This window comes from Micromonospora sp. NPDC049047, from assembly GCF_040649135.1.
Taxonomy (GTDB): domain Bacteria; phylum Actinomycetota; class Actinomycetes; order Mycobacteriales; family Micromonosporaceae; genus Micromonospora.
The window spans coordinates 25,980-46,832 of sequence record NZ_JBEZEY010000014.1 but is presented as its reverse complement, the minus strand read 5'-3'; the positions used below and the strand labels follow the sequence as shown (position 1 = coordinate 46,832).

Genomic DNA, 20,853 nt, shown 5'->3' with positions numbered 1-20,853 from the left:
AACACCCCCAACCACCTGGAGTCCCCCATGCGTGACGTGGTCGAGATCGGGCTGGGCAAGACCGCGCAGCGCGGCTACCACCTGGACGACATCGCCATCGTGCCGAGCCGCCGCACCCGGGACGTCGACGACGTGTCGACCTCCTGGCAGCTCGACGCGTACCCGTTCGGCATTCCCTGCGTCGGCCACCCCTCCGACGCCACGATGAGCCCGTCGTCGGCGGTGCGGCTCGGTCAGCTCGGCGGGTTGGGCGTGCTCAACGTCGAGGGTCTGTGGACCCGCTACGAGAACCCGACGAAGGTGCTTGACGAGTTGGCCGGCCTCGACGAGGACGCCCGCGCCACCAAGCGGCTCCAGGAGGTGTACGCGGAGCCGATCCGCCCGGACCTGATCGCCGAGCGGGTTCGTGAGCTGCGCGCCGGTGGCGGCACGGTGGCGGTGCGGGTCTCCCCGCAGCACACCCTCGCGCTGGCCCCGGTGATCCTGGACGCCGGGGTGGACATCCTGGTCATCCAGGGCACCATCGTCTCGGCCGAGCACGTGTCGACGACCGACGAGCCGTTGAACCTCAAGGAGTTCATCGCCGACCTCGACCTGCCGGTGATCGTCGGTGGTTGCACCGACTACAAGACCGCGCTGCACCTGATGCGTACCGGCGCGGCCGGGGTGATCGTGGGCATCGGTGGCGACGAGTGGTCGACGACCGAGTCGGTGCTGGGCATCCGGGTGCCGATGGCCACCGCGATCGCCGATGCCGCGGCGGCCCGTCGCGACTACCTCGACGAGACCGGCGGCCGGTACGTGCACCTGATCGCCGACGGCGACATGCAGACCTCGGGTGACATCGCCAAGGCCCTCGGCTGCGGCGCGGACGCGGTGATGCTCGGTGAGCCGCTGTCGCTGTGTGACGAGGCGCCCGCCGGTGGCGCCTGGTGGCACTCGGCGGCGAGTCACCCGTCGCTGCCCCGGGGCGCGTTCGAGGTGGCCGGTGAGCCGCTCGGGTCGATGGAGGAGCTGCTCTTCGGGCCGGCGGACGAGGCCGACGGCCAACTCAACCTGTTCGGTGGGCTGCGTCGGGCGATGGCCAAGTGCGGTTACCGCGACCTGAAGGAGTTCCAGAAGGTCGGCCTGGTCCTCGACCGCTGACCCGTTGCGCGTACACGTGAAGGCCGGCCCCCGCGCAGTGCGGGGCCGGCCTTCGTCGCGGCACGCCCCCGGACCCCGCAAAAGGCCGATACCGGTCATCCGGTCGGCGCGGCTGGCTACGCTCGTCCTGACCCGGGGACCCGCGGGAGGAGTCTGCATGGTCCGGACCGGACGCTCGCCTGCCGGCCGCCGGCTGGCCACCGCGCTCACCTGTCTCCTCGGGCTGCTGCTGGCCGGCTGCCCGAGCGCGCACCGGGACGGTTTCCGGCCCGGTGCGGCCGACGCCGGTGACCCGTACGTGCCGGGACACGGCAACGGTGGCTACGACGTCACCCACTACGGCCTGGACGTCCGCTACGACCCGTCGACCGATCGGCTGAGCGGTCGAGCCGTCATCACCGCCACGGCCACCCAGGACCTGTCCCGGTTCAATCTGGACCTGGTCGGTCTGGACGTGAGCGCGGTCCGGTTGGGTGACGCGCGGGCCGACCACCGCCGCGACGACGACGAGCTGGTGGTGACGCCGCGCGACGGTCTCCCGCGTGGCAGGCAGTTCACAGTGACAGTCGACTACGCGGGCGTGCCCACCGCCGTCGCGGACGGGACGTTGGGCAGCGGTGGTTTCCTGCACACCGCCGACGGCGCTGTCGCGCTCGGCCAACCCGACTCGGCCGCCACCTGGTTCCCGGTCAACGACCACCCGTCGGACAAGGCCAGCTACGACCTGGCGGTGACAGTGCCGGACGGCCTGGCCGCGCTGAGCAACGGGGTTCCCGGGCCGAAGAGCAGCGCCGACGGCTGGACCACCTGGCACTGGTCGGAGCGCACCCCGATGGCCAGTTACCTGACGACGCTGGTGATCGGTGACTACCGGGTGGAGACCAGCACGCACGCCGGCCGGCCGATGGTCACCGCGGTGGCGGCGAGCCTGCCACCGGCCGGCGGCGCAGCCAGCTCACTGGCCCGCACCGGTGCGATCGCCGACTTCCTGGCCAGCCGCTTCGGCCCGTACCCGTTCGACTCGTACGGCGGGATCGTGATCGCCGACGACCGCGTCGGGTACGCGCTGGAAACCCAGTCCCGCCCGGTCTACGGGCCCGCGTTCTTCGCCGACGACCGCCCCAACCCGAGCGTCGTCGCGCATGAGTTGGCGCACCAGTGGTTCGGCGACAGCGTGTCGGTGGGCAGGTGGAGCGACATCTGGTTGAACGAGGGCTTCGCCAGCTACGCCGAGTGGCTGTGGGCGGAACACGACGGCGGCCCGACCGCCGAGCGCACCTTCGAGTTGCAGTACGCGGCTACCGACTGGTCGCAGCCGTCGGTCGAGCCGGGCCGGGAGCGGATGTTCGGTGCGGCCGTCTACAAGCGCGGGGCGCTGGCCGTGCACGCGTTGCGTCGGACCGTCGGTGACGACACGTTCTTCCGCATCCTGCGGACCTGGACCACCGAGCGGGCGACGGGCAACGCGAGCACCGGCGACCTCGTCGCGCTTGCCGAGCGGGTATCGGGCCGGCCGCTCCGACCCCTCTTCGACGCCTGGTTGGTGGGTGCTTCGGCGCCCACACTGCCGTGACGCAGGCGTGATGGCCGGTCGATATGCTGCCGCCTGCGAACGGCGGGGAGACACCCGCTCGCGCGGGGCGGCGTGAGCCGTCGCCGCCACCGTACGGGGGAGGGTGTGGGATGCGGGTGACGCGACGCAGACTGCGGATGGGCTCGGCTCTGCTGGTGACGGGGGCTCTCGTCCTGTCCGGATGCGACTCGACGGGCACCGAGGCCGCGCCCTCGCCCAGCGCGTCGTCGACGGCCGCGCGGACGTTCACCGCGGGCGCGGCGGGGGTCGGCGACACCTACTTCCCGAGCTACGGCAACGGCGGCTACGACGTCGCACGGTACGTGGTCAAGGTGCGCTACGACCCCGCGAAGGACCGACTTACCGGTACGACCACAGTGCAGGCCACCGCGACGGCCGACCTGTCGACGTTCAACCTCGACCTCGCCGGCCTGACGGTCAGCGCGGTCACCGTGGACGGTGCACCGGCGACGCACCGCCGGGAGCGGAACGAGCTGGTCATCAAGCCCACTTCCGGCCTGATCAACGGCAACGGGTTCGTCGCCGAGATCGCCTACGAGGGCGTGCCGAAGCCGCTGAAGAACGAGGCTCTCGGTGAGGGTGGATTCCTGCACACCCCCGACGGTGCCATCGCGCTCGGGGAGCCCGAGTCGGCAAGCACCTGGTTCCCGGTGAACGACCACCCGTCAGACAAGGCCACGTACGACTTCGAGATCACCGTTCCCGACGGTGTCACCGCGATCAGCAACGGCGTTCCCGGCGGCAAGACCAGTACGGCGGGGTGGACCACCTGGAAGTGGTCGGAGAAGTCGCCGATGGCCAGCTACCTCAGCACGCTCGTGATCGGCGAGTTCCGGATCACCACTGCCACGCACCGGGGGAAGCCGGTCTACAGCGCGGTGGCGATCGCGGCCAACGGTTCCGCGGACTCGGCGATCGCCGAGACCACCAAGGTCGCCGACTACCTGGAGACCGTGTTCGGGCCGTACCCCTTCGACGCGTACGGCGGTGTGGTGGTCTCGGACAGCCGGATCTCCTACGCGCTGGAGACGCAGAGCCGGCCGGTCTACCCGGCGGGTTTCTTCCGGCAGGGTTCGAACACCGCTGTGGTCGCCCACGAGCTGGCGCACCAGTGGTTCGGCGACAGCGTATCGCTGGGCAAGTGGGAGGACATCTGGCTCAACGAGGGCTTCGCGACGTACGCGGAGTGGCTCTGGGTCGAGCACACCAGGGATTCCACTGTCAAGGAGGCGTTCGACAGCCGGTACGCCAGGCCATCCGAGAAGTTGTGGAAGACGCCGCCGGGCAAGCCGGGGGCGGAGGAGCTGTTCAGCGAGTCGGTCTACCAGCGTGGTGCGATGACGTTGCACGCCCTGCGGGTGTCCGTCGGCGACAAGGCGTTCTTCGAGATCGTCAAGACCTGGGCGGCGGAGAAGCGCAACGGCACCGCCACCACCGCCGAGTTCGTGGCGCTCGCCGAACGTATCTCCGGCAGGCAGCTCGACACGCTCTTCGACGCCTGGCTCTACGGCACCAAGAAACCCGTCCTGCCCAAGCGGCTCTGACCGCTGTCAGTTCTTGACGACCAGAGTGGGGTTGGCGGCGAGGTAGGTGTCCGCGCGGCCGGCCCGGAGTTCGGTGATGAACTTCCGGCCGACGCCGGTGAGCTGTTCGCCCCGGTAGGCGCTGCCCTTGCCGACGCCGGACCCGGGCAGACCGACAAGCGTGAAGCGGTTCTCCGGCACCCCACTCAGGGCGTAGGCGATGTCCACGATCCGCTGTCCACCCACGTACACCAGTGTGTCGCCGAGCGCGGCGACCACCTGGTCGACCCGTTCCGGTTGCCGGGCCAGCCCTTCGTCCAGGATCTTGCGGGTCAGCGCCTTGATGAGTTGTTGCTGGTGTCGCTGCCGGGCGTAGTCGCCGCCGGTGATGTAGCGCTGCCGCGCGTAGTCGAGTGCCTGCCAGCCGTTCAGGTGCTGCTCGCCCTTCTCGTAGACCTGCTGTGGCCCGGTGTACCCGCCGGGTGCGCTCTCCCGGTACTTGCCGTCCGGCCGGCGGTGCAGCGAGGCCACCCGCTGGTCGACGTAGATGTCCACCCCGCCGAGCGCGTTCACCAAACGGTCGAAGCCGTTGAACGTGAGCACCGCGCCCGCGTCGATGCGCAGCCCGGTGTATCCGCTGACGGTGCTGCGCAGCAGCTCGTACCCCTGGGCGGTGCTTGGTTGTTTGGGCTTGCCCGCCACCCGGCTGCCGAAGCTCATCGCGTGGGTGAGTTTGGTCTTGCCGCCCTTGTAGTCGGCCTTCGGGAACGCCGGGATGTCGACAAGCAGGTCGCGGGGGAGCGAGAAGAGGTACGCCTGGCCCAGCCCCTTGGGTACGTGCAGCACCAGCACGGCGTCCGCGTGCGGTTCCCAACCGGGCACGCTGACCCGGGTGTCCACCCCGACCAGCAGCAGGTTGAGCGGGCCGGTGATGTCCGCGCCCGGCGGTGGGCCGCTGGGGCTCGGGGTGGGCGTCGTGACCGGCGACGGCGTCGGCGAGCCGGCCACCGGAGCCCCGCCGGGCTCGCTGTCGCCGGTCAGCCGGGTGATCACCACAGTGCCGGCCGCGATCAGGGCGACGACGGCAAGGGCCGTCAACCCGAGCAGCAACCACCGCCGGCGCGGCGCCATCGACCCGAGGACCATCATGGATTCCTTCCACCCGTCTGGTGAACAACGCTCCGACGGGTGCTCCGGGTTGCGGCCGGAAGGCGCCGGGTCGGTCGGCCGGAGCATGATCGCGCGAAATCGGGCGCTGGCGCGAGCGCTACTCGCGAGTAATGATGCCTCCATGCGGTACGACGTGCTCGTCATCGGGTCCGGCTTCGGCGGCAGCGTCACAGCGCTCCGGCTGGCCGAGAAGGGCTACTCCGTCGCCGTGCTGGAAGCGGGCCGCCGCTTCGCCGACGACGAGTTCCCGCAGACGTCCTGGCGCGCCCGCCGGTTCCTGTGGGCACCGAAGCTGGGCTGCTACGGCATCCAGCGGATCACCCTGCTCCGCCCGGCCGCGAAGCGCTCCGGCGGTGGTGTGCTGGTGCTCTCCGGAGCCGGGGTGGGTGGCGGCTCGCTGGTCTACGCGAACACCCTCTACGAGCCGCTGCCGGCCTTCTACACCGACCCGCAGTGGCGGGACATCACCGACTGGCGCGGCGAGTTGGCCCGCCACTACGACCAGGCGAAGCGGATGCTCGGCGTCACCACGTACCCGGTGAACACCGGCGCGGACCGGGCGATGCGGGCGGTGGCCGAGCGGATGGGGGTGGGGCACACCTTCCACCCCACCCCGGTCGGGGTGCACATCGGCCGTCCCGGCGAGCGGGTCGCCGACCCGTACTTCGGCGGCGCCGGCCCGGAGCGCACCGGCTGCACGCACTGCGGCGGGTGCATGACCGGCTGCCGGCACGGGGCGAAGAACACCCTGGTCAAGAACTATCTCTATCTCGCCGAGCGGCTGGGCGCCGTGGTGCACCCGCTGACCACCGTGACCGCCGTCAAACCCGCCGCAGAGGGTGGGTACGAGGTGCACACCGTCCGCACCGGCGCCTGGGTGCGTCATCGCCGCCAGGTGATCCACGCCGACCAGGTGGTGTTCGCCGCCGGGGCGCTCGGCACCCAACGGCTGCTGCACGCGATGAAGGACGACGGCGTGCTGCCCGGGCTCTCACCGCGCCTGGGAGAGCTGACCCGGACCAACTCCGAGGCGATCCTGGGTGCCTCGGTGGCACGCCAGCAGGCCCGGGCCGAAGGGCTGGACTTCACCGGCGGCGTGGCGATCACCAGCTCGTTCCACCCGGACCCGCAGACCCACATCGAGCCGGTCCGCTACGGGCGCGGCTCCAACGCGATGGGGCTGCTCCAGTCGCTGCTCGTCGACGGCGGCCCGCACCGGGTGCGGCGCTGGCTGGGCAGCATCGTGCGGCAACCGGGGCTGGCCGCCCGGATGGTGTCGGTGCGCGGCTGGTCGGAGCGGACGGTGATCGCCCTGGTGATGCAGTCGGTGGACAACTCGCTGACCACCAGGTGGCGGCGCGGCGCCTTCGGTCCTCGCCTGGTCGCCGGCCCAGGGCACGGCAGCCCCAGCCCGACCTGGATCCCCGCTGGCAACACGGCGGCCCGGTTGCTCGCCGAGGAGATCGGCGGTACGCCCGGCGGCTCGCTCACCGAACCGTTCGACATCCCGATCACCGCGCACATCCTGGGCGGGGCGGTGATCGGCGCCACCCCGGCCGACGGGGTGATCGACCCCTGGCACCGGGTGTACGGGCACCCTGGCCTGCACGTCGTCGACGGCGCGGCGGTCTCGGCCAACCTCGGCGTGAACCCGTCGTTGACGATCACCGCCCAGGCCGAGCGGGCGATGTCCTTCTGGCCCAACCGGGGCGAGGAGGACCCGCGCCCGCCGCTCGGGTCCGCGTACCGTCGGCTGACACCAGTGCCCCCGCACCACCCGGCGGTGCCGGCGGACGCCCCGGGCGCGCTGCGTCGGTGAGCCCGGGCCGGCCGGCGGGCGAGCCGGTGCCGGGCGCGGCCGTGACTGTCGGTAGGCTTTGCGCACATGAGCCTGCCTCGCCCCGTCCTCGTGGTGGACTTCGGAGCCCAGTACGCCCAGCTCATCGCGCGCCGGGTCCGCGAGGCGAAGGTCTACTCCGAGATCGTGCCGCACTCGATGCCGATCGCCGAGATGCTGGCGAAGAACCCCGCCGCGATCATCCTCTCCGGTGGCCCGGCCAGCGTCTACGCGCCGGACGCCCCGCAGATCGACGCGGGCGTGTTCAGCGCCGACGTGCCGGTCTTCGGCATCTGCTACGGCTTCCAGGCGATGGCCCAGGCGCTCGGTGGCACGGTGGCGAGGACCGGCAACCGTGAGTACGGTGGCACGCCGCTGCGACCCCGCCTGCTCGATCCGGGTGTGCTGCTGCGCGACCTGCCGGCGGACCTGCCGGTCTGGATGAGCCACGGTGACGCCGTGACCGAGGCGCCCGAGGGCTTCACGGTGACCGCCGAGTCGGCCGGCGCTCCGGTGGCCGCCTTCGAGGACCTGGCCGGGCGGCGGGCCGGCGTGCAGTTCCACCCGGAGGTCGGGCACACAGCGCACGGCCAGGAGATGCTCACCCGCTTCCTGTACGACATCGCCGGCATCGAGCCGACCTGGACGCCCGAGAACATCATCGACGAGCAGGTTGCCCGGATCCGCGCCCAGGTGGGCGACAAGGAGGTCATCTGCGGCCTGTCCGGCGGGGTGGACTCCGCGGTCGCCGCCGCGCTCGTGCACAAGGCGGTCGGTGATCAGCTCACCTGCGTCTTCGTCGACCACGGTCTACTGCGCGCGGGCGAGGCCGAGCAGGTGGAGAAGGACTACGTAGCGGCCACCGGCATCAAGCTGAAGGTGGTCGACGCCACCGACCGGTTCCTCGGCGCGCTGGCCGACGTGACCGACCCGGAGCAGAAGCGCAAGATCATCGGTCGGGAGTTCATCCGGGTCTTCGAGGCCGCCGCCCGCGAGATCGCCTCACACGGCGACGTGGAGTTCCTCGTTCAGGGCACCCTCTACCCCGACGTGGTGGAGTCTGGCGGCGGCACCGGCACCGCCAACATCAAGAGTCACCACAACGTCGGCGGGCTGCCGGAGGACCTGAAGTTCGCGCTCGTCGAGCCGCTGCGCACCCTGTTCAAGGACGAGGTCCGCGCGCTCGGCCTCCAGTTGGGCCTGCCCGAGGCGATGGTCTGGCGGCACCCGTTCCCCGGCCCCGGCCTGGCCATCCGGATCATCGGCGCGGTCAACCAGGAACGCCTCGACCTGCTCCGCCAGGCCGACCTGATCGCCCGCGAGGAGTTGACCGCAGCCGGCCTGGACCGGGGCGTCTGGCAGTTCCCGGTGGTGCTGCTCGCCGACGTGCGCAGTGTCGGTGTGCAGGGAGACGGGCGCAGCTACGGGCATCCCGTGGTGCTGCGCCCGGTCTCCAGCGAGGACGCGATGACCGCCGACTGGTCCCGGCTGCCCTACGAGGTCGTCGCCCGGATCTCCACCCGGATCACCAACGAGGTGGCCGAGGTCAACCGGGTGGTGCTGGACGTGACAAGCAAGCCGCCGGGCACCATCGAGTGGGAGTGAGCCGGCCTCACGCGGCCGGCGGCGGGCTGGACGGCGTCGTCGGCGGGTAGGGCGGCGTCGGGGCGTACCCGGGGGCAGGCCCGGCGGTCGGCGGTGGGCCGGCGTGCGGCGCGACGCCCGCGGCGTGCGGCCAGGCCGGCGCGCCGGTGGGCTCCTCGGGCATCAGGAACCACATGATCGGGTACGCGAGCAGCGCGAGCCCGCCGGTGAGCAGGCCGGTGACCGCGAAGGCCACCCGGACCACTGTGGGGTCGACCGCGAAGTAGCGGCCGACGCCGCTCGCGACCCCCGCGACCATGCGGTCGGTGGTGGGTCGACGGAGCTGCTTGTACGGGGCGTGGGGAGCGGTGGTCGATGTCATGCCTCCACGGTCCGCGCCGGGGCCTGTCCCGCCCTCGGTGACCGCCCGGATCCTTACCCTGACCGATCCCTGATTGAGGCCAGACAGTCAGGAATCCGACTCTTTTCCGTTCCGGTAACCCGGCCCGGGGAGAATTTGCTTCCGTGACCACCTTGCTCAAGCCGCTCCGCAGGATCGCGGCATACGCAGTTTGTGCTGATTCAAGCGGCCGCGTCTTGCTGGTCCGCGCATCGGAGCACTCCGGCACCCCCGGGGCGTGGTCGCTGCCCGGCGGGGCCGTCGACCACGGTGAGGACCCGAACCACACTGTCGTTCGGGAAACCGCCGCCGAGACCGGCCTCTCCGTCGCCGTCTCCGGCCTCGCCGACGTGCTCGCCGACATGCGGGCACTCCCGGACCGGGGCATCACCATCCACACCGACCGGCTGATCTACCGGGTCGCGGTCCGCGGCGGCACCCTCGCCGACCGGGTCGGCGAACGCCCCACCGACCTGGCCCGCTGGTACACCCTCGACGAGGCACGCGAACTGCCGCTGCGCTCGTTCACCGCACGCGCCCTCGGGCTGCCCGCCTCCTCGGCCGACGTGGTGCCCGACGAGGCACCCGAGTTCCCCTCCTTCTACGCCGTGCCCGGCCCCGACGGGCTGCACCGGGCCCAGCGTTTCGCCGCGTACGCGGTCTGCACCGACCCCGCCGGCCGGGTGCTGCTCACCCGCATCTCCGACGGCTACCCGGGCGCCGGCTGCTGGCACCTGCCCGGCGGCGGCACCGACTACGGCGAGCAGCCCGGTGCGGCACTCATCCGCGAACTGGTCGAGGAGACCGGCCAGGCCGGCCGCCTTGTCGAGCTGCTCGGGGTGGCCAGCCACCGCGACGCCGCCTCGCTCGGCCCCGAGGGCTACCCGATCGACTGGCACGGCGTACGCGCCTTCTACCGCGTCGTCGTCGACCAGCCCAACCCACTGACCGTGGCCGACGTGGGCGGCTCCACCTGCGAGGCCCGCTGGTTCGGCCGCGAGGAGTTGGGCGCGCTCCCCACCGACCGCCTCACCGAGGTCACCGCCGAAGCGGTCCAGGCCGCCCAGCTCACCTGACCCCGCAGCCCCTCCCAGCGTCGATCATGAAGTTGTTGCCAGGACGCGCCGAGTTGGATGGCAATAACCTCATGATCGACGGACGGGTCGACCGGGTCGGTCGGCCGGCGGTTGGTGGGGGAGCGGAGTGGGCGGGATGGAGCTTGCGCGGCGCGTTGGTGGCTATGGGATCTTGTGGGACTCGGGCCGGCTGCTGGTGGTGCGGGACGGGGTCGGGGGTGAGTTCCCGGGGATCTGGCGGCTGCCCGGTGGCGCGGTGGCGCACGCCGAGCACCCGGAGCGCGCCCTGGTCCGGGCGGTCGCCGAGCAGACCGGGCTGACGGTGACAGTCGGCCGGCTGCGCGCGGCGGTCGCCGACGTGGTCGCCGGTCCGGAGGACGACGTCTCGCTGCACACCGATCGGCTCCTGTTCGAGCTCGGAGCGCCGGACGGCACACCGCGCGAGGCGGGCGGCGGCCCGGTCGACCGGGTGCGCTGGCTCACCCTGGCCGAGGCGGCGGGGGTGCCGCTGACGCCGTTCACCGCCCGGATGCTCGGCCTGCCGGTCACCCCACTGCCGCCCGGAACGCAGCGGTCGCGGGTGGCGCTGCCGCCGTCGCATCCCGATCAGAGGCTGCGCTTCGGGGCGTACGGGCTGGTCACCGACCCGGCTGGGCGGATCCTGCTCACCGAGATCGCGGCCGGTTATCCGGGGGCCGGCCTGTGGCACCTCCCCGGCGGTGGGACCGATCATGGCGAGCAGCCGGCCACCGGTCTGCTGCGGGAACTCATCGAGGAGGGTGGTCAGCGGGGCCGGGTGGGGGAGATCCTCGGGGTGAACAACCTGCACAACCCCGCCGCGCTCGGCCCGGAGGGCCGGCCGCTGGACTGGCACGGCGTACGGGTGGTCTATCGGGTGCTCGTGGACGCGCCCACCGATGCGGTGGTCACCGAATCCACCGGAGGTTCGACGGCGCGGGCCGGCTGGTTCACCCGGGAGCAGGCCCTCGACCTGCCGCTCACTGACATCGCTGCCTCGGCAATCGGACAGCGTGGCCGATAGCACCGCGCTCGACGAGCCGACCTGGTGACCCTCCGGTACAGTCAATGGCGGGAATGATGGAGGAAACGGGCGATGAAGCCCGGGATGGGAATAAGCGAGCGGTTCGCGCGGTTTAGACCAGATATAAGTACCGCCGGCAGCTATCGCCAAGCCATGTTCCCCTATGCGATGGTGTACTCCGCGCAAGAGGCTGCCGGGCCACACGGTCCGGCACGAGACAGCCGGACACCCGCCCCGCGGCGGCTAGCCGATCCGGTGATGGAGGAAACGTGCCGAGAGCCCCATGGCGCCGGCGTCGTACTACTGACAGTCCGCGCCCCGCAGGGCGTCGCTGGGCGGGCCCGTTGCGCCGCAGCAGCACATTCGCCCGCCAGGTGCTGTTGGTCCGGGTGGGTCGCCGTGACGGCGACCTGCACGCGACCGACCTGACCCCGACCGAGCACCGCTACGCCGACCGGCAGCGCCGCCGCTACGGCCTGGACCGGCTCAGCCGGCCGGCTCCGGGCGCCAGCCGAGCGGAGATCGAAGCGATCATGCCGGTCAGTCCGGCGATGCCGCCCGTGGCGCACGTCGACGAGGCGTCGTCGCATTCGATCCCGCTGCTCCCCGGTGAGCGCACCGTCGCCCGCCGGATGAAGTTCGGTCTGGTGAACGCCTGCACGCTGGCGAGCCTGATGCTCGGCATGCTGGCCATCTTCCTGGCCATGCAGAACGAGGTTCGGATCGCCGCACTCTGCCTGATCGCCTGCGTCGCCTTCGACGGCCTGGACGGCGCACTGGCCCGGCGGCTGGGCGTCGCCAGCCCGTTCGGCGCACAGATGGACTCCCTGGCCGACATGTGCTCGTTCGGCCTCGCCGCGCCGGTGGTGGTCTACGCCTCGCTCGCCGGTTCCGTCTCCACGGCCGCGGCGGCGGTGGCGTGCGCCCTGGTCGCGGCCTGCGCCGCGATCCGACTGGCCCGCTTCAACGTCTCGCCGAAGGACGGCCGGTTCTTCTGCGGCGTGCCCACCACGATGGCGGCCGCGGTGCTCGCCGTGACGGTGGCGATCGGTCTGCCCGTGCCCGGTGCCGTGCTTGTCGCGGGTGTCGCGCTGCTCGCCTTCGCGATGGTGTCGAGCTTCCCGTACGCCAAACTCGCCCGACTGGTGAAGCTGCCGCCGTGGCTGTGGCTGGCCCCGGTGATCGGCGCACTTGTCGACATCCGGCTCACGTTCGCGCTGATCGTGGTGGGCTACCTGGTCAGCGGTCCGGTGCTCTGGCTGCGGCAACGTCGTACCGCCTGATCCGTCCGTAACGAGAACGGGGCGCCGCTGACCGCGGCGCCCCGTTCGCACGTTCCGGGTCAGCGCCAGCGGGCGATGACAGTGGACCCGCCCACCACCTTGTCGCCCGGCCCGACCAACGGGTCCGCGGCGTCGGCCGGCAGGTAGACGTCGGTCCGTGAGCCGAAGCGGATCAGCCCGAAGCGCTCGCCCTTGGCCAACAGCGCGCCGATCGGCGCTCGCTGCACGATCCGACGGGCGATCAACCCGGTGCGCTGCGCGACCACCACAGTGCCGCGAGCGGTGTCCAGCACCGTGTACGCGGCCACGTTGTGTTCGGCGTCCGGCTTCATCGCGTTGACGAAGCCGCCGTCGGCGACGAAGTAGTCCACCACCTTGCCCGCGACCGGGGAACGGTTGACGTGCACGTCGAGCACCGACAGGAAAACCGCGACCCGCAGCCACTCGCCGTCGCCGAAGCGCTCGTCGTGCAGTCGCTGCACCGACAGGACCTTGCCGTCGGCGCTGGCGACCACAGCTGTCGGATCCTCCGGTACGTCGCGCTCCGGGTCCCGGAAGAACGCGGCGACCGGCCCGGCGGCCAGCGCCGGCAACAGCCAGAGCTTCGACGACGGGCGGGCAACCCGGGCCAGCGCCGCGAGGCCAAGCGTGATGCCGGCGGCGGCCACCCCGTTGGAGTCGATGTGCATGCCACGGGTCAGCGGCACGCTCGATGGCCGGTACGCGGGCGCGAGCCGCTCCGCCGTGGCGGGGCTCGCCGGGGTGAAGCGCAGTCGGTAGACCCGCACCGGTGGCGAGTTGCGCAGCACCAGATCGGCGCCGATGCCGTAGAGGGCGTCCTGGCGGGCCAACTCGGCGGCAGCCCCGGTGGTCCGGCCGGGCGTGGCGGTGGTCGCCACGCTCAGGACCGCACCGTCGGACAGGTATTTGGTCAAACCCTCGATGGCACTGCGGGTCTCCTCGGCGGTGCCGCTGAACACCTCGCCGGCGATGACGACCCGGGCGGCTTCCGCCTCGGCCAGGGAGTCGACGACCCCCACCCGGTCGGCGACCCAGCGGCCCTGGGCGTTGACGTGCTCGCGGAGCGCGGTGGCGCCGAACGGCTCGGCGGGCACCACGGAGAGCCGGTCACCGGGGAGCAGCGCCTCGATCGCCGCGGCCAGCACCGCGGACTCCGGGCCCACCCCGACCAGCAGGGCGGCCTTGGGCTCGTTGATCCGGGCCAGCTCGGCGACGAGGGTACGGGCGGCTCGCTCGCCGATGCGGACCGGACCGGATCGGCCGGTCGTACGCACGGCGGGGGACTGGGTCATGTCGGGCGGGCTCCTGACGGGGGTAGAGAGGGGAATCGCGGCGGGACCGCCATGGCGGGACGGGCCGGCCGGCGGAGGCGAAATCTCCACCAGCCAGCATATGCGTCCGTCCCGACCAGTGGCACCGCCGTGGTGGTGGAGCCGGCCGAGGCCGGGCTGCGCCCGAGGTCAGGCCTCTCCCCGCCGACCCTCCCGCTCGTCACCCGGGCGGTCGCCGACCGCCTCGGCCGGATGGTCGGGCCGGGTCGGCTCCGGCTTGCTTGGCACCCGACCGCCGAGCGGAAGCGTCGGCTCGTCGGGCTGGCCGCTCTCCGGCTCCGCCGGCGAGTGGGCCAGCCAGGCCGGGTGGATCACGTCGGTGGGAGCGGCCTCCGGTGCTCGTACCTCGGTGGTGGCCGTCTCCGGGGTCGCTGCCGTTGGCGAAGCGTCCCAGGTGGAACGGTCGGCCTCCCAGACCGGCAGTGCCGCACCGGAGGTCGGCATCCCGGAAACCGGAGCGGACGCGCCGGAGCCGGGCGCGGCGGCCACTGTCGCACCGACCTCGGTGGCCTGCTCCGGCTGGCCCGACCGACCCGAGCGCAGTGCGCCGACCAGCCCGAAGACCCCGATCAGGATGAGTGCGCCGGCCAGGAACCAACCGACCGCCGGCAGCGCGAACCCGAGCAGCTGAGCGAGCAGCCACCAGGCCGACAGGGCCAGGAACACGAGCCCGAAGGCGAACGACACCAGATCCGTGCGGTGAGCCTTCACCGGGTCACCTCCAGGTTGCCCGCGTTGACATGGATGTACAGGCGCAGCTTGCCGCCGCCGGCACCGTCGGCACCGAGATCGGTGGTCTCCTGCAGGCGGCCGTCCAGCCCGCCCGAACGGTTGCCGAAGATGGTGGCGTCGCCCGCGTTGACGTCGGCCACCGTGGTGACGTCCACGTTCGGCGGGACGACAACTGTCGCCTTGCCGAAGTTGATGGCCACCGTCACCTGGCTGTCCCGTTTCGCGAAATCGATCCCACGCAGGTCGAGTACGGCGTCACCGAAGCTGTTCTCGTACCTGTCGGCCAGGTCGCGGTAGTCCGTCGGCGCCCAGGTCACCGCCCCGTCGACCCCGCGGATGCGGTCGTAGGACTCGGCGACCGTCGCCGTGCCCAACGCCGCCGCGGTCACCAGACCGAGCGCGATGAGCCAGCGGGCCCGCCCGAACCAGGTGCCGACCAGCAGCCCCAGCCCGATGGTGGCAAGCGCGGCCGCGAAGTACGCCGAGGCGCTGATGGCGAAGACGTCGAGCAGGTCGAGCAGGGCGACCAGACCGAGGACCAGGAAGATCAGGGAGAAGGTCACCGCGCCGAGCGGGGACCGTTCCTTGGGGCGCTTCGGTGGCTTCGGCGGCTTCGGTGGACGGGACGTGGCCGGGGCTGGCGAGGCGTACGGGCCGTGCGGCGCGAACGGGGGGCGGTAGCCGGACGCCGGGGCGGCACTCGGATAGCCGGCCGGGCCGGTGGCCGGGCTGGTCACCGGTGCCGACGGCCACCCGGCGGTGGGCTGGTTGCTGCCCGGCCAGCCGGTGGCGGGTGCCGGCCAGCCCGCTCCCACGGTCGTCGGGTCAGCCGGTTGCCCGGACACCGGGCCCGGCCCGGAGACCGGCTGCGCGGTGGCGGTCGGCGGCAGGTCGTACGTCGAGGTGGTGACGGTGGGCGGTCGCCCCGCGGTCGCGGTGGCGTACGCCGGGGCCCCACCGGCCATCGGTGCCGTCACCGGTGGGACGGTTGGCGGTGCCCCGCCGTACGACGGCGCGGGCCAGGTCACCGGTGGGACCGGGCCGGGCGGGTTACCGGTCGGTGCCGGCCCGGCCGGGGTGCCCGGCTGCGGGCCGCGGTTGTCCCGGTTGAGCAGCAGCGCGCCGGCGACCAGGATGGCCGCGCCGAGCAGCACCGCGCGGAAGGCGTCGGTGACGATGTAGCCGAAGCTTGCCGCGACCAGGATGCCCAGGACGATGACGGTCACCGGCGACATGCTGGAGCGACCGCGACCGAGCATGGACTCGATCGGGGACGCGGTGTCGCCCTCGTTCGGGATGATCAACCAGGCGGCGACGTACACCAGGATGCCGATGCCACCGAAGAACCCGAGCACCGCGAGCAGCACCCGCCAGAGCACCGGGTCGGTGTTCGTGGCCCGCCCGATCGCCGCGCAGACGCCGGCCAGATACCGCCCCTCGCGTGGCCGGACCAACCCGTACCGCGAGGTGAAGCCGGCGCCGAGCGGCGGTGGCGGCGCGGACGGACCCGGACCACCCGGCCCGGGTGGCGTGCCGGCGGCTCCGTAGCCGGCGCCGGCCGCGAACCCCGGCCCGGGACCCCCGGTGGGCGGCGGGTAGCCGCCGGCCGGATCGGCTGGTGTGTCGCCGGTCGCGGGGCCGTGGCCGGTGGGCGGACCGAACGGGCGGGGCTCGGTCCATTCGGCGGGCGTCGTGGCTGGTGGGGGCGGTGCTGAACCACCCGGCTCGGCCGACCCCGGTCGGGGCGGCGGGGCAGCTTCCTCGGTCATGCTTCGATCCTGCTGCCAGGTGAGCCCGAGCGACCTCAGGACCCGACCCTGACCCCACCCTGAGATCCGGCGGCCGGAAATGTCGGGGGCGTCCCCGTGGTCGTCGACGCCGCAGCGTGTGACGATCAGATCACCGACCTCCACCACACCCGCCACTGTGACCAGGGAGCCTCCGATCAGCACCGTGATTCCGCCCCCGCGCCTCTACCGCGCCCCCGAGCACCGGATGGCCGCCGGCGTCGCTGCCGGTATCGCCGACCATCTCGGCATCTCGGTGCTGCGGGTGCGCGTCGCGTTCATGGTGCTGCTCGGCCTGAGCGGGCTCGGCCTGCTGCTCTACGCGGCCTTCTGGGCGGTGGTGCCGTTGCGACCCGGTGACACAGCGGTGCCGCCCCGACGCGATGTCGCCCAACTCCTGCCGTTCGTGGGGATCGGGCTCGGTGTCCTGTTGATCCAGGTGATGGTCTTCGACTCGGTCGGCGCGGCCGGCACCGCCGGTTGGCTGGTGGCCATCATCGCCGTCGGCGCCGGGGTCATCTGGCACCAGTCCGCACCGGAGCGGCGGCGGCAGTGGGGCAACGCGATGCCGGTGCCCTGGCTCGGCGCGGTCGTCGAGGAGAGTGACCGGCGGGCGTTCGTGCTCCGGTTCATCGGCGGCGGGGTGCTCGTCGCGGTCGGCATCATTGGCGTCGCGGCGGTCTACTCGCCGGCTCAGAACTTCGACGCGGTGATCAATGGTGTGATCTTCGCGCTGGTCGGGCTGGCGGGGGTCGGCGTGGTCGCCGCGCCAGTGCTCTGGCGGACGTACAACCAGCTCCGCTCGGAGCGCGAGGGGCGCATCCGTGAGCAGGAGCGGGCCGAGTTGGCCGCCATGGTGCACGACCAGGTGCTGCACACCCTGGCCCTGATCCAGCGCAACGCCAGCGACGTCAAGATGGTGCAGCGGCTGGCCAGAGGGCAGGAGCGTTCGCTGCGCAACTGGCTGTACAAGCCGACCGCGTCACCGAGCGAGCGCTTCGCCGCGGCGCTGGAGCAGGCCGCCGCCGAGGTCGAGGACACCTACGCGATCACCGTGGAGGCGGTCGTGGTGGGGGACCGCGAGACCGACGAGAAGGTCGGCGCGCTTGTCGCGGCCGCCCGGGAGGCGCTTGTGAACGCGGCCCGGCACGCCGGCGTGCAGACCGTGTCGCTCTACGCCGAGGTGGAGCCCGAACAGGTAAGCGTCTTCATCCGGGACCGGGGCAAGGGCTTCGATCCGGATACCGTGGAGGATCATCGGCACGGCGTACGCGGCTCGATCGTCGGGCGGATGAAGCGGCACGGCGGACGGGCCGAGATCCGGTCCGGACCGGGGGAGGGGACCGAGGTCCGGTTGATACTGCCGATCTCCCGGGACTCGTCCGCAACGGAGAGGAACAGATGACCATGGCCGAGCAGTCGACCGAGCACCTCGACCCGGCGGATGCCCGCCCCGAGCGGCTCCGGGTGTTCCTGGTGGACGACCACGCCATGTTCCGGGCCGGGGTGCGCGCGGAGTTGGGCGCCCACGTCGAGGTGGTGGGCGAGGCGAGCACCGTGACCGAGGCGGTCACCCGGATCGCGGCGGTCGGCCCGGACGTGGTGCTGCTCGACGTGCACATGCCCGACGGCGGTGGCCGCGCGGTGCTGGAGGCGATGCGGCGTACCCACCCGCAGGTCAAGTTCCTGGCGTTGAGCGTTTCCGACGCGGCGGAGGACGTGATCGGGTTGATCCGGGCCGGGGCGCGGGGGTACGTGACGAAGACCATCTCCCCGGATGAGCTGGCCGCGGCGATTCGACGGGTGGCGGACGGGGACGCCGTGTTCAGCCCACGGCTGGCCGGTTTCGTGCTCGACGCCTTCGCGGCCCGACCGGACGCCCCGGTGGCCGACCCGGAGCTGGACCAGCTCACCAACCGTGAGCGGGAGGTGTTGCGCCTGTTGGCCCGGGGGTACGCGTACAAGGAGATCGCCAAGGAGCTGTTCATCTCCATCAAGACGGTGGAGACGCACGTGTCGAACGTGCTCCGCAAACTTCAGATGTCCAACCGCTACGAACTCTCCCGCTGGGCGGCGGATCGCCGACTGGTGTGACAGCGTCGCCGGGCCGAGGATCAGACGAACGATCTCCGCGCCCTCGTCCACCCAGCCGGTGATCGTGCCCGTGCAGCCGTAGTCGACCTGTCCGGATGGGTCGAAATGTGAGCCGTGTTGGACGTCCTATTGGGCAGAGGTGGGTCCGGAGCCTGAGTGCGGGCCGAGACCACATCTGCGGGCGACGCAACGTATTTCCTGCTCAGTGCAGCCCGTGTCGACCGTTTTATGATCATTTTTCAAGTATCGACAACATGGCGGGCAACTAACGGCTTGATAACGGCACCTTCACGGAAGAGGCCAGTTGGTGTCACAGTGGCAGCACCTCACCATCGGTGTGTGGCACTCCGTACGGCCCATGACCATGTCCCCGCCCGTCGTGGCGGTTCGTGGCCGTGCCTCCTGCGTCGTGTCGCGCCTCGTTGGCGGGGGAGCCCGGCGGATCGGAACATCAGGGGTGTCCCCAACTTCCCTGTGGTCCCGGCGACCCGCGCCCCGGGGTGGTCGGGCGGTGTCACCCCCAAACGTGCGTGAAACCCACGACGGAACCTGGTTAGAAAGAGGAGGCCCCTCGGAATGAGAGTCTCGAAGCGGGCGACGAGCGCGATCGCGCTCAGCGCGGCTGCCGCGCTTGTCGCGAGCGGTTGCTCGAGTGGTGGCGAAGGTGAGACCGCCGCCAGCGGCGACGGCGCGATCGTCATCCACGGTGTCCAGCCGGAGAACCCGCTGGTCCCGGCGAACACCACGGAGACCGGCGGCGGCAAGATCGTCGACTGGCTGTGGACCGGCCTGGTCGAGTACCCGAACGATGGTGGGGCCCCGCGGAACGCGCTTGCGGAGTCCATCAACACCACGGACTCCAAGGTCTTCACGATCAAGATCAAGAAGGGTACCAAGTTCCACGACGGTACCGAGGTGAAGGCGAAGAACTTCGTCGACGCCTGGAACTGGGCCGCCTACTCGCCGAACGGCGCGCAGAACGGCAGCTTCTTCTCTGACATCCAGGGCTTCGACCAGACCTACACCAGTGACCCGGATGGCCCGGACGGCCCGAAGAAGGCCCCGGCGCCGACCGCTGAGAAGCTGTCCGGCCTGAAGGTCATCGACGAGCAGACCTTCGAGGTCACCCTGTCCGCGCCGACCGCGGTCTTCCCGACCAAGCTCGGCTACAGCGCCTTCGTGCCGCTGCCGGACGCCTTCTTCACCCAGAAGCCCGAGGAGTTCGGCAAGAACCCGATCGGCAACGGCCCGGTGAAGTTCGTGTCGTGGCAGGACAACGTGCTCATCAAGCTGACCCGCTTCGATGACTACAACCTGCGCGACAAGATGAAGATCAAGGACGTCGACGTCAAGCTGTACCAGGACGAGACGGCCGCCTACAACGACGTGCTGGCCAACAACCTGGACTTCCTGGAGTCGCTCCCGACCTCGGCGCTCGCCGGCGACAAGTGGAAGACCGACCTCGGCGAGCGGGGCCGGAACACCGTCACGCCGACGACCGCGCTGATCGCCTTCCCGATCTACGACAAGCGCTTCCAGAACCCGAAGCTGCGTCGTGCCGTGTCGCTGGCGATCAACCGGCAGGAGATCTCGGACAAGATCTTCTTCGGTACCCGCAAGCCGGCCGACAGCTGGGCGAACCCGCTGACCCCGGGCGCGAAGCCGGGCAACTGCACCGCCTGCAAGTTCGACGTGGAGACCGCCCGCACCCTGCTGGCCGAGGCCGGTGGCTTCTCCGGTGAGATGGTCTTCTACTACAACTCGGACTCCAGCCACAAGGACTGGATGGACGCCGTTGCGCAGCAGGTCAAGACCAACCTGGGCATCAACGCTCGGGCCGAGGGCATGCCGACCTTCGCGGTCTTCCGCCAGAACGTCAACGCCCACTCGATGAAGGGCCCGTACCGCGCTGCCTGGCAGCAGGACTACCCGGACGTCGAGAACTGGATCAACCCGCTCTACGTGACGAATGGTTCCTCGAACGACGGCCTGTACAGCAGCCCTGAGGTGGACACCCTGGCCAAGCAGGCCGGCTCCGCGCCGAGCCTGGAGGCCTCGCACGAGGCGTTCACCAAGGCCGTCGAGAAGATCGACCAGGACGTCCCGAGCATCCCGATCTACTTCTACGGCCAGCAGTCCGGCCACTCGGAGAAGATCAAGAAGCTCGAGCTGAACAACGTCGGCGAACTCGACATCACCTCGGTCGAGCTCTGATCCGAACGGTCTGACCCCG

General features: G+C 71.4%; 15 protein-coding genes and 1 pseudogene. 11 read left to right on the top strand and 5 right to left on the bottom strand.

From position 1 onward, the window contains the following. Window positions 1-27: 27 nt before the first annotated feature. From AB0B86_RS21675 to AB0B86_RS21665, 3 genes are all read left to right on the top strand, one after another. On the top strand, window positions 28-1,146 hold the full coding sequence (locus tag AB0B86_RS21675; protein ID WP_357402958.1) for a GuaB3 family IMP dehydrogenase-related protein: 1,119 nt from the start codon (window positions 28-30) through the stop codon (window positions 1,144-1,146). A gap of 157 nt (window positions 1,147-1,303) precedes the next feature. Continuing rightward, the gene (locus tag AB0B86_RS21670; RefSeq protein ID WP_357419665.1) at window positions 1,304-2,719 is read left to right on the top strand and encodes a M1 family metallopeptidase; all 1,416 of its coding nucleotides are present in this window, start codon (window positions 1,304-1,306) and stop codon (window positions 2,717-2,719) included. Window positions 2,720-2,829: 110 nt separating this feature from the next. After that, window positions 2,830-4,284, top strand: a complete 1,455-nt coding sequence (locus AB0B86_RS21665) for a M1 family metallopeptidase (RefSeq protein WP_357419661.1) — start codon at window positions 2,830-2,832, stop codon at window positions 4,282-4,284. A gap of 6 nt (window positions 4,285-4,290) precedes the next feature. Here AB0B86_RS21665 and AB0B86_RS21660 read toward each other — a convergent pair whose 3' ends face one another. Continuing rightward, window positions 4,291-5,412, bottom strand: coding sequence for an LCP family protein (locus AB0B86_RS21660; RefSeq protein WP_357419657.1), 1,122 nt, complete (start codon window positions 5,410-5,412; stop codon window positions 4,291-4,293). Between the two features lie 142 nt (window positions 5,413-5,554). Here AB0B86_RS21660 and AB0B86_RS21655 point away from each other — a divergent pair, with 142 nt between their 5' ends. Both AB0B86_RS21655 and guaA read left to right on the top strand, forming a co-directional pair. After that, window positions 5,555-7,252 (top strand): GMC family oxidoreductase, encoded by a 1,698-nt coding sequence (locus tag AB0B86_RS21655; RefSeq protein ID WP_357402966.1) that lies wholly within the window; start codon window positions 5,555-5,557, stop codon window positions 7,250-7,252. 66 nt (window positions 7,253-7,318) lie between these two features. Beyond that, a complete protein-coding gene (gene guaA, locus AB0B86_RS21650; protein ID WP_357402968.1) occupies window positions 7,319-8,875 on the top strand; it encodes a glutamine-hydrolyzing GMP synthase in 1,557 nt (518 codons plus the stop codon). Window positions 8,876-8,882: 7 nt separating this feature from the next. Here guaA and AB0B86_RS21645 read toward each other — a convergent pair whose 3' ends face one another. Beyond that, the gene (locus tag AB0B86_RS21645; protein WP_357402970.1) at window positions 8,883-9,236 is read right to left on the bottom strand and encodes a PspC domain-containing protein; all 354 of its coding nucleotides are present in this window, start codon (window positions 9,234-9,236) and stop codon (window positions 8,883-8,885) included. Between the two features lie 143 nt (window positions 9,237-9,379). Between AB0B86_RS21645 and AB0B86_RS21640 the strand changes: the two genes are divergently transcribed. The 3 genes from AB0B86_RS21640 to AB0B86_RS21630 all read left to right on the top strand — a co-directional run bounded on the left by AB0B86_RS21640 (window position 9,380) and on the right by AB0B86_RS21630 (window position 12,655). Further along, the gene (locus tag AB0B86_RS21640; RefSeq protein ID WP_355428277.1) at window positions 9,380-10,330 is read left to right on the top strand and encodes an NUDIX domain-containing protein; all 951 of its coding nucleotides are present in this window, start codon (window positions 9,380-9,382) and stop codon (window positions 10,328-10,330) included. Between the two features lie 136 nt (window positions 10,331-10,466). After that, window positions 10,467-11,372 (top strand): NUDIX domain-containing protein, encoded by a 906-nt coding sequence (locus AB0B86_RS21635; RefSeq protein WP_357419653.1) that lies wholly within the window; start codon window positions 10,467-10,469, stop codon window positions 11,370-11,372. 344 nt (window positions 11,373-11,716) lie between these two features. Then, window positions 11,717-12,655 (top strand): CDP-alcohol phosphatidyltransferase family protein, encoded by a 939-nt coding sequence (locus tag AB0B86_RS21630; protein WP_357402974.1) that lies wholly within the window; start codon window positions 11,717-11,719, stop codon window positions 12,653-12,655. Between the two features lie 59 nt (window positions 12,656-12,714). Here the strand turns inward: AB0B86_RS21630 and AB0B86_RS21625 are convergent, their stop codons facing one another. From AB0B86_RS21625 to AB0B86_RS21615, 3 genes and pseudogenes are all read right to left on the bottom strand, one after another. Then, window positions 12,715-13,968 (bottom strand): phosphatidylserine decarboxylase, encoded by a 1,254-nt coding sequence (locus tag AB0B86_RS21625; RefSeq protein ID WP_357402976.1) that lies wholly within the window; start codon window positions 13,966-13,968, stop codon window positions 12,715-12,717. A gap of 555 nt (window positions 13,969-14,523) precedes the next feature. Then, a pseudogene (locus AB0B86_RS21620) lies at window positions 14,524-14,718 on the bottom strand (hypothetical protein); the annotation flags it as partial. Next, window positions 14,715-16,508, bottom strand: a complete 1,794-nt coding sequence (locus AB0B86_RS21615) for a PspC domain-containing protein (protein ID WP_357419650.1) — start codon at window positions 16,506-16,508, stop codon at window positions 14,715-14,717. The gene AB0B86_RS21615 and the pseudogene AB0B86_RS21620, both read right to left, overlap by 4 nt. A 157-nt stretch (window positions 16,509-16,665) precedes the next feature. On the opposite strand from AB0B86_RS21615, the gene AB0B86_RS21610 reads away from it, so the two are divergent. From AB0B86_RS21610 to AB0B86_RS21600, 3 genes are all read left to right on the top strand, one after another. Next, on the top strand, window positions 16,666-17,931 hold the full coding sequence (locus AB0B86_RS21610) for a PspC domain-containing protein (protein ID WP_357402980.1): 1,266 nt from the start codon (window positions 16,666-16,668) through the stop codon (window positions 17,929-17,931). Between the two features lie 2 nt (window positions 17,932-17,933). After that, window positions 17,934-18,620 carry a response regulator transcription factor gene (locus tag AB0B86_RS21605; RefSeq protein WP_357403320.1) on the top strand — a complete coding sequence of 229 codons (687 nt, stop codon included), beginning with the start codon at window positions 17,934-17,936 and terminating at the stop codon, window positions 18,618-18,620. A 576-nt stretch (window positions 18,621-19,196) separates the two neighbouring features. Continuing rightward, complete coding sequence (locus AB0B86_RS21600) at window positions 19,197-20,834, top strand: ABC transporter substrate-binding protein (protein ID WP_357402983.1); 1,638 nt, start codon at window positions 19,197-19,199, stop codon at window positions 20,832-20,834. Window positions 20,835-20,853: the final 19 nt, after the last annotated feature.

Bases quoted from the DNA above. Each gene is read 5' to 3' on its own strand.
- AB0B86_RS21615 (WP_357419650.1), bottom strand. From the start codon at position 16,508: ATGACCGAGGAAGCTGCCCCGCCGCCCCGACCGGGGTCGGCCGAGCCG.
- AB0B86_RS21625 (WP_357402976.1), bottom strand. From the start codon at position 13,968: ATGACCCAGTCCCCCGCCGTGCGTACGACCGGCCGATCCGGTCCGGTC.
- AB0B86_RS21600 (WP_357402983.1), top strand. From the start codon at position 19,197: ATGAGAGTCTCGAAGCGGGCGACGAGCGCGATCGCGCTCAGCGCGGCT.
- AB0B86_RS21670 (WP_357419665.1), top strand. From the start codon at position 1,304: ATGGTCCGGACCGGACGCTCGCCTGCCGGCCGCCGGCTGGCCACCGCG.
- AB0B86_RS21655 (WP_357402966.1), top strand. From the start codon at position 5,555: ATGCGGTACGACGTGCTCGTCATCGGGTCCGGCTTCGGCGGCAGCGTC.
- AB0B86_RS21660 (WP_357419657.1), bottom strand. From the start codon at position 5,412: ATGATGGTCCTCGGGTCGATGGCGCCGCGCCGGCGGTGGTTGCTGCTC.
- AB0B86_RS21665 (WP_357419661.1), top strand. From the start codon at position 2,830: ATGCGGGTGACGCGACGCAGACTGCGGATGGGCTCGGCTCTGCTGGTG.
- guaA (WP_357402968.1), top strand. From the start codon at position 7,319: ATGAGCCTGCCTCGCCCCGTCCTCGTGGTGGACTTCGGAGCCCAGTAC.
- AB0B86_RS21605 (WP_357403320.1), top strand. From the start codon at position 17,934: ATGGCCGAGCAGTCGACCGAGCACCTCGACCCGGCGGATGCCCGCCCC.
- AB0B86_RS21675 (WP_357402958.1), top strand. From the start codon at position 28: ATGCGTGACGTGGTCGAGATCGGGCTGGGCAAGACCGCGCAGCGCGGC.
- AB0B86_RS21635 (WP_357419653.1), top strand. From the start codon at position 10,467: ATGGAGCTTGCGCGGCGCGTTGGTGGCTATGGGATCTTGTGGGACTCG.
- AB0B86_RS21645 (WP_357402970.1), bottom strand. From the start codon at position 9,236: ATGACATCGACCACCGCTCCCCACGCCCCGTACAAGCAGCTCCGTCGA.